Consider the following 7,889-nt stretch of genomic DNA (forward strand, 5'->3'; position numbering starts at 1 on the left):
GTGTCGGACGGCGCTCGCCCGGTGGCCCAAGAAGCTGGTGGTTGGGGTGCACTGAACGCCTGCGACGGRGTCTCGTGATGACGACGTGCATCAACCCGGCAGTGGTTGTTCCTCCACCGAACTGCGGGCCTCCTCCAGCACGATCCGCTGCGCGTCCCGATACCTCCGGTCCGCCTCCTTGGCGCTGTCGCCGACGGCGGTCAGGCCGATCCGGCCGTGCTCGGTGAGGCAGCTGATCATGTGGAAGACGATCCCGACCTGACGGGACTGGTCGAAGTGCAGACCGTGCCGGGCCACGATGTCGAACAGGTCGCTGGGCATCAGCCCGCGCAGCTCCTCGGCCTCGAGGTGGTCGGTGGCCACCAGGTGCTTCTCGTGTCCGCGTGGCGTGAGGAACAATGCGGTCGCTGGGTCGTACCGGCCGTCGGTGAGGAACTGCAGCGTGAGGAACGGGTGGGTCGTGCCGCCCTTGCGCAGGTTCAGCTCGATCGCGTACGACGACCACTCGCCGTCCGCGCCACGCACAACGACGAAGTCGACCGCGAACCTCCCGAGCGCGCCGTCGCGGGCCAGCTGCTGCCCGATCAGCTCAGCGTCGCGGGTGATCAGCCGGGCGTACTCGGGCGCGGCCGGGAACACGCAGCCGAGGTAGCTCTGGCCGCTGGCGCCGCCGAGCAGCTGGTCGTGGGTCGACAGCAGCTCGACCTTGCCACCGGGCTGCACCCGCAGCTGCACGCTGGGGCTCTCGAGGTAGGTCCCGGTGATCCGCTCCTCCACGATGCCGGCGCCCTCGRCGAACTTTGCGACGTACGCCTCGAAGGGTGTTTCCTTCGACTCCAGCTCCATCTCCCGGATTCGCTGCATCACCTGGGGACGCTCGTCGGCGGCCCCCGGCGCGGGCAGACCGGAGAGCCGCACCACGGCATTCCCGGCACCGGACACACCCTCGTTGAGCTTCACGATGACGCTGTCCATCGTCGGTCGCTGGGCGCGCATGAACATGACGGCGTCGGCCAGGTCATCGAGCGTGCGCAGGTCCTCCACGCCGAGCGGGTGAGGCACGCCGACCTCTGCGAACATCCGGCGGCAACCGGTCTTCGAGCCGAGCGGGGCGAGCCGCGGGTCGGCGCCGTACATCGGGATCCCGAGCGAGAGGGCGACGTCGCGCTCCAGCTCGGTCGTGTTGTACGGGATCAGGTGTGAGCGGGCGGTGTTGGGCACCATAGCGGCGATCCGGGCCAGCAGACGAGGACGGGCGAGGAGCTTCTCGCTCAGGGACCGACCCGACGAGTCGTGCACCGCCACCAGTGACAGCCGGCTGCGGGCGTGGCTCGGGATCACGCCGGGCAGCAAGGCCAGGTAGTACTCGATGATCTCCGGCGCGATGGGCATCGACGTCACGTAAACCATCCGCAGCCGGGGCTGGCGCAGGAGCATCAGCAGGAACAGGAAGCGCTCCTCCATCGCCTGGGTCATGCTGCCGCTGGAGCCCACGTCCCGGTCGAGGCTGATCGAGGGGATGACCACGACCGACTCGTCATCGTGGTTGAGGCGCATGTCCTCCCACACGCCGGCCATCCGTGCCTGCAGGGCGTCGAACCGTTGGTACCGGTCGTCCTCGGACAGGGAGGAGAGCACGTCGGGGCCGGCGTACGGCGCCGTCCACAGGTCGTCGGTCATGATGCGGTCCGCGAGTTGTCGACGCCTCTGACGCTGATCGTGCGGACGCCGCGGCTGAGCCCCTTCAGCTCGCGCGTGCTCATGTCCTCACCGACCACGACCGGCCCGGCGGCGGAGAACACCCGCTCGGTGACGAGGATCTGCCACGGGTCGGCGATGTCGCACAGTCGGGCGGCCACGTTGGTGACGCTCCCGATCGCGGCGTAGTCGAACCGCCCGTCGAAGCCGATCTTGCCGAGGGTCGCGTAGCCCTGCGAGATGGCGACGCTCATCGCCAGGTCGTGACCCTGCAGGGCCCAGGACTCGGCCAGTCCACGCACGCGGGTGCGCATCGCTAGTCCCATCCGGATCGCCCGCAGGGCCCCGTCGTCGCATCGGACGGGGTCGTTGAAGAAGACCATCAGGCCGTCGCCGGTGAACCGTTCCAAGGTGCCCTCAAACCGGAAGATCAGGTCCCCGAGCGCCTCGTGGTACTCGTTGAGGACCCCGATCACCTCCTCGGGCTCGGCCGACTCGGCGAACGCCGTGAAGCCGCGCATGTCGCAGAAGACGACCACGATCTCGCGGCGGTGGCTCTCGAGGAACGACTCGTCACCCGAGTCGACGATCAGCTCAGCCAGCTGGGGGGACAGGAAGCGCCGCAGTCGACCCATCCGGTTGAGCTGGTCGACCTGGGTCTCGACGCGGTTCTCCAGCTCTCGGTTCCAGGCCGCGAGCTCGTCTGCCTGGCTCTTGATGGTGTCCTGGTAGCGCTTGATCCGCGCGAGGGAGGCGACCCGGGCGAGCAGCTCGCTCTGGTTGATCGGCTTGGTCAGGAAATCGTCCGCGCCTRCCTCCAGGGCCCGCAGCTTCTGTTCGTCGCCGCTCGCGGTCACCATCACGACCGGCAGGTACGCCGTGTCAACCTGTTCGCGGATCCGCCGGCACACCTCGTAGCCGTCCATACCGGGCATCACGATGTCCAGGAGGACAAGGTCGACCTCGGACTCGGCGACCGCCTTCATAGCATCCTCCCCGGACCCTGCGGAGAGCACGTCGTAGCCGCGGGAGGTCAGGATCGCGTCGAGCAGCCTGATGTTTGCCGGCTGGTCGTCGACGACCAGGACGGTGGCCTTCGCTGGGGTCGGGTCGTTCACGTCGTACCTCCGAGCTCGATGAAGTCACGGACCTGTTGCGGGAGGGCGCGGGCACTGATCGGCTTCTCCACATAGCCGTCGAACCCCGACGCGAAGGCTCGGTCCCGGTCGTCGGACATCGCGAACGCCGTCACCGCGACGATCGGCACGCCGGGCCCGTCCGTGTCCGAGCGGATCTGGCGCAACGCCTCGGCGCCGTCGATGCCCGGCAGTTGGAGGTCCATCAGGACCAGGTCGGGGGAGGTCTCGTGCGCGAGACGTACTCCCTCCTCGCCCGACGTCGCCTCGATGACCTCGTAGCCGGAGAACTCGAGGACCGCTCTGACCAGCTTCAGGTTCTTGGGGTTGTCCTCGATGACGAGGATCGTGTGCGCGCTCATGTGCCCGCCACCGTGGTCAGAGCCAAGCGCAGGTCGTCTCGGCTGACCGGCTTGACGAGGTACGCCGCCGCCCCGAGCGCCACGCCTCGTGAACGCTCGTCCACGATCGAGGCCACGACGACCGGTATGTCGCGCGTGTCCGAGTCGCCCTTGAGCGCCTCAAGCACCGCCCAGCCGTCAATGCCCGGTAGCCGGATGTCCAGGAGCACGACCGCGGGGTGCACCCTCCTCACCGCCTCGAGGCCGGACGGTCCGTCCCGAGCCACAGTGACCCCCGCGGCCAACCCGGTCAGGTAGACCGTGAGCAGCTCCAGCGACGGCCGGTCGTCCTCGATGACGACGACCTCGCCCACCAGGTGCGGCTCGTGGGGGTCGCCCTGATCCAGGCTCTCCGGCTCCCGGCCGGGGAGCGAGAAACCGAAGGTGCTGCCGACACCGACCTCGCTGTCCAGCCACATCTTGCCGCCGAGCAGCTCGACCAGTCGCTTGGAGAGGGTGAGACCGAGCCCGGTGCCCTCCTCGTGCGAGCTGCCCCGACCGCCCTGCTGGAACGACTCGAAGATCCGTTGCTGGTCCGCCTCGGGTACGCCGATGCCGCTGTCCGTCACCGTAATCTCGAGGTCGGCCCCGCGTCGGCGCGTGCGGACGACCACCGAGCCGCCGGCGCCCGTGAACTTGACGGCGTTCGTCATCAGGTTGATGACGATCTGCTTGAGCCGCAGCACGTCTGAATGGACGACGTCGCCGTCGTCCGCGATGTCGACGCTGAGCTCGACGCCGCCGTCGGCGGCACGTTGCCGCAGCATCGAGGTGGCGTCTTCCAGCAGCGACCGCAGCTCGATCGACGAGTACTCCAGCTCCATCCGCCCGGCCTCGATCTTCGACAGGTCGAGGATCTCGTTGAGGAGCTCCAGCAGGTGCTKCCCGGACCCGTGGATGTCACGGAGGTACTCCTCCTGCCGCTCGTTGATGTCACCGAACATCCGTTCCAGCAGCACCTCCGAGAACCCGAGCACTGCGTTGAGCGGAGTTCGCAGCTCGTGGGACATGCTGGCCAGGAACTCCGACTTGTGCCGGCTGGCCAGCTCCAGCTCCAGGCTCTGCTCCTTGAGCTCGCGGTAGAGCCGGGCGTTCTGCAGGGCCAGGGCGGACTGGCTCGCGAGGGTCTCGATGAGATCGATCGTCTCCTCCGAGAAGTCTCCGGTCCGCTTGCGCCGAACGATGAGCGAGCCGACGATCTTGCTTTCGTGGAGCATGGGCGCGGCGAGCAGCGATCGCCAGCCGTCGTCGTAAAGGATCTGGAGGTGCGGATCCAGGGGCACGGCCGCCAGGTCGGGCACCGCGATCGGCCGGCGCCCCTTCGCGGCACGCCCGACGAGGGTCTGGTCGACGTCGATGCGAACCGCGCGGAGCCGCTCGACGACGCCGGGGGCCGTGCGGTAGACGCTGCGCACCATGAAGCAGCGGTCGGGCTCGGAGTACTCCATGATCGAGCCGCCGTCGGTCTCCGACAGCTCGACGGCGTGCATGGCGATCGTCGAAAGCACGTTGTCGATCTCGAGGCTGGAGTTGACGGCCTCGCTGACCTGTTGCAGTGCCTCGAGGGCATCGACCTTCTTCGCCAGCTCCGCCCCGCGGGCCTCGAGCTCCTGCACGAGCGTGACGCCGTTGACGGCCATGGCCGCCTGAGCGGCGAAGGCCGACACGATGGCCATCTCCCGCTCGTCGAACGGGCAGACGTCGTTGCGCCAGACCGCGAGTGCGCCCACGACCTCCTGGTCGAGGATCATCGGCGCGCCCATGGTGGTCCGGAACCCGGCCACCCGCTGGAGGTCGTGGCGGCCGTACTCCGCGTCCGCGAGCACGTCGGCGATCTGCTGGGCCCTCCGGTCCAGACCGACCCGGCCGATCAGCGTCTTGCGGTCGACTGGCATCGGGTGCTCGGCGATCACCTCGACCGACTCCTCGGAGATGCCGACCGACTTGATCAGCCGGTAGACGCCCTCTTTCAGGACGTACAGGTGAGCTGCGTCCGACCGGCAGAGCCGGCGCGCACTCTCAACGACCGTGGTCAGTACGGCGTCGGGGTCACCGGCGGCGCGGCCCAGCGCGGACAGGACCTCGTTTGCCGCGGCGAACTGGTCGGTCAGGACGGCGTAGTTCCTCAGGAGGCGCGCGTGCTCCTGCGCGTCGACGGCTCCTGAGGGCGTCGGCGCCTCCGGCTCGGCCATCACAACCTCCTCCGCCCATGCAGCTAGCGGGGTGTGCCTTCCAGTGTCCTCATCCTCGCCGTGCGCGGCAATCACTTCCGCGAGATTTGGGAGAACGCTCCTCAGAGCGTCAGCCGAACCAACGGCCAAGCGGCGAACCGTCTCCGCGCTTGGCCGATCTCGGCGTGACCGGCTCGCATGCGCGCTCCCCGACAGCGACGGCGGTCCGTTCTCCGAGCGCAGTTCAAGAGGGTGGAGTACCTGCCTGCGGCTCTCCATGTGCGAGGAGCGTTCCGGCGCTTCAAGGCCCGGATCTATGACGCCACCCAGAACTCATCCCGGCGTGGGATGCCCTTCGCGATCGTCGAGCCCAGCGCCGCGCCGTCGAGTGGCTATGCGACCAGGGACTCATCGATGAGGACGCCGAACAACAGTTCGCCACCGACCAACCGGACCGGACCTGCCCCGAAGGCTGGCCCACTCGCCCCGGCGCTGGCCGCCGCGGCGACGGACTCGGGAGCGTTCGCTTGACCACCGGGCACGGATCTGCGGCGTGAGCGGAAAGCGGCACCGGGCCCGAGACGCAACTAAGATTACGAGGCCCAGAGCCCAAAGAACGCCGACCTTGGCCACAGCGGAACAAGGTCGGCGTTCTCGCAGGTCACAGACCTGTCAGTGGCGGAGGATAGGGGATTCGAACCCCTGAGGGCTTTCACACCCAACCCGCTTTCCAAGCGAGCGCCATAGGCCACTAGGCGAATCCTCCGCGCAGGAGCGTACCGGTCGTCCGACCGGGCGTGAAATCGCCTCCGTCGGGGTCGCATTGGGCGGTGCGCGGACCCTCGCCTAGACTCTGCGACAACCCCCCACGTGGCGACATCTAGCCCAACTCCCCCAGGGCCGGAAGGCAGCAAGGGCAAGCAAGCTCTGTCGGGTGCGTGGGGGGCCCTTTCGTCCGGTGGGGGCCCCAGCGCGCAGCGCTCGGTGGTCGCTGTCGGACCCGGTGGTTAGGGTTCAGACGTGGAGTCACCGCTCGCCCTCTATCGCCGCTACCGGCCCGAGACGTTCGCCGAGGTCATCGGCCAGGACCACGTCACCGAGCCGCTGCGCGTCGCGCTCGCCAACGACCGGGTCAACCACGCCTATCTCTTCTCAGGCCCGCGCGGCTGCGGCAAGACGACGTCGGCCCGCATCCTGGCCCGCTCCCTCAACTGCGCCCGGGCGCCGATCGCCGACCCGTGCGGCGAGTGCGACTCCTGCCGTGAGCTGGCTCGCGGCGGATCCGGCTCCATCGACGTCATCGAGATCGACGCCGCCTCGCACGGTGGCGTCGACGACGCCCGGGACCTGCGCGAGAAGGCGTTCTTCTCCCCGGTCCGCGACCGCTACAAGATCTACATCATCGACGAGGCCCACATGGTCTCGCCGCAGGGCTTCAACGCGCTCCTCAAGCTGGTCGAGGAGCCGCCACCCCACCTGCGCTTCATCTTCGCGACCACCGAGCCGGAGAAGGTCCTCCCGACGATCCGGTCGCGCACCCACCACTACCCCTTCCGGCTGATCCCGCCGCGGCTGCTCTCGGACTACCTCTCCCGGCTGTGCACCGAGGAGGGCGTGGCCATCGAGCCGGCCGCGCTGCCCCTCGTGGTGCGCGCCGGCGGCGGCTCGGCCCGCGACACGCTCTCGGTCCTCGACCAGCTCCTCGGCGGTGCCGGCCCGACCGGCGTCACCCACGCCCTGGCGACGGCGCTGCTCGGCTTCACCCCCGACTCGCTGCTCGACGAGGTCGTGGACGCGTTCGCGGCCGGCGACGGGGCGGCGGTGTTCGGGGTCGTCGACAAGGTCGTCGAGACCGGCCAGGACCCGCGCCGCTTCACCGAGGACCTGCTCCGCCGGCTGCGCGACCTGGTCATCGTGGCCGCGGTGCCCGAGGCGCCGGCGAGCGGGCTGATCGACGTCGCGGAGGACGCGGGGGAGCGGCTGGTGGCCCAGGCGGCCCACTTCGGCGCGCTCGAGCTGAGCCGCGCCGCCGACATCGTCGCCGCCGGGCTCACCGAGATGCGGGGCGCCACGGCGCCGCGGCTGCTCCTCGAGCTCATCTGCGCCCGGGTCCTGCTGCCCGGTGCCGACCACACCAGCGACGGCGTGATGGCGCGCCTCGACCGCCTCGAGCGGCGCCTCGACGTGTCCGGTGCGGTGAGTGCTCCCGCCGCCGGTGCCGCCCCGGCCCGTGCCGTGGCCCCCCGGCCGACGGCGACCCGCCCGGAGCCGACCCGCCCGGAGCCGACCCGCCCGGAGACGCCTCGGGAGTCGGCTCCTGCGACCGCCCCGGCGTCCCCTCCCCAGCACCCGGCCCCGCAGATGGCTCCCGGCGAGGTGCCGGCAGCCGGGACGCCCGCCACGGCGTCGCCCGCCGCCCCTGCCGCCGTGCCGAGCCCGTCTGCGGCCGAGGCTCCCGCTGCGGCCGAGGCTCCGGCTGCGGC

5 protein-coding genes, 1 tRNA gene and 1 other RNA gene are annotated in these 7,889 nt (G+C 69.8%); 2 read left to right on the forward strand and 5 right to left on the reverse strand.

Annotation, left to right across the window (positions count from 1 at the left end):
• Window positions 1–90 precede the first annotated feature (90 nt).
• The 5 genes from AC1DQF_RS13450 to AC1DQF_RS13470 all read right to left on the reverse strand — a co-directional run bounded on the left by AC1DQF_RS13450 (window position 91) and on the right by AC1DQF_RS13470 (window position 6,172).
• On the reverse strand, window positions 91–1,680 hold the full coding sequence (locus tag AC1DQF_RS13450; RefSeq protein ID WP_477525725.1) for a peptide ligase PGM1-related protein: 1,590 nt from the start codon (window positions 1,678–1,680) through the stop codon (window positions 91–93).
• Window positions 1,677–2,816, reverse strand: a complete 1,140-nt coding sequence (locus AC1DQF_RS13455) for an adenylate/guanylate cyclase domain-containing protein (protein WP_477525726.1) — start codon at window positions 2,814–2,816, stop codon at window positions 1,677–1,679. Before AC1DQF_RS13455 ends, AC1DQF_RS13450 begins: the two co-directional genes overlap by 4 nt.
• Window positions 2,813–3,196, reverse strand: coding sequence for a response regulator (locus AC1DQF_RS13460; protein WP_477525727.1), 384 nt, complete (start codon window positions 3,194–3,196; stop codon window positions 2,813–2,815). Before AC1DQF_RS13460 ends, AC1DQF_RS13455 begins: the two co-directional genes overlap by 4 nt.
• Window positions 3,193–5,427, reverse strand: a complete 2,235-nt coding sequence (locus tag AC1DQF_RS13465; RefSeq protein ID WP_477525728.1) for a hybrid sensor histidine kinase/response regulator — start codon at window positions 5,425–5,427, stop codon at window positions 3,193–3,195. The genes AC1DQF_RS13460 and AC1DQF_RS13465 overlap by 4 nt, the downstream gene beginning before the upstream one ends.
• A 655-nt stretch (window positions 5,428–6,082) precedes the next feature.
• A tRNA-Ser gene (locus tag AC1DQF_RS13470) sits at window positions 6,083–6,172 on the reverse strand.
• Between the two features lie 94 nt (window positions 6,173–6,266).
• Here AC1DQF_RS13470 and ffs point away from each other — a divergent pair.
• Window positions 6,267–6,357: signal recognition particle sRNA small type (gene ffs / locus AC1DQF_RS13475), an RNA gene on the forward strand.
• Window positions 6,358–6,426: 69 nt separating this feature from the next.
• Window positions 6,427–7,889: DNA polymerase III subunit gamma and tau (locus tag AC1DQF_RS13480; protein ID WP_477525729.1), on the forward strand; the 1,463-nt coding region annotated here is incomplete at its 3' end.

Source organism: Nocardioides sp. P4_G4, from assembly GCF_056401085.1.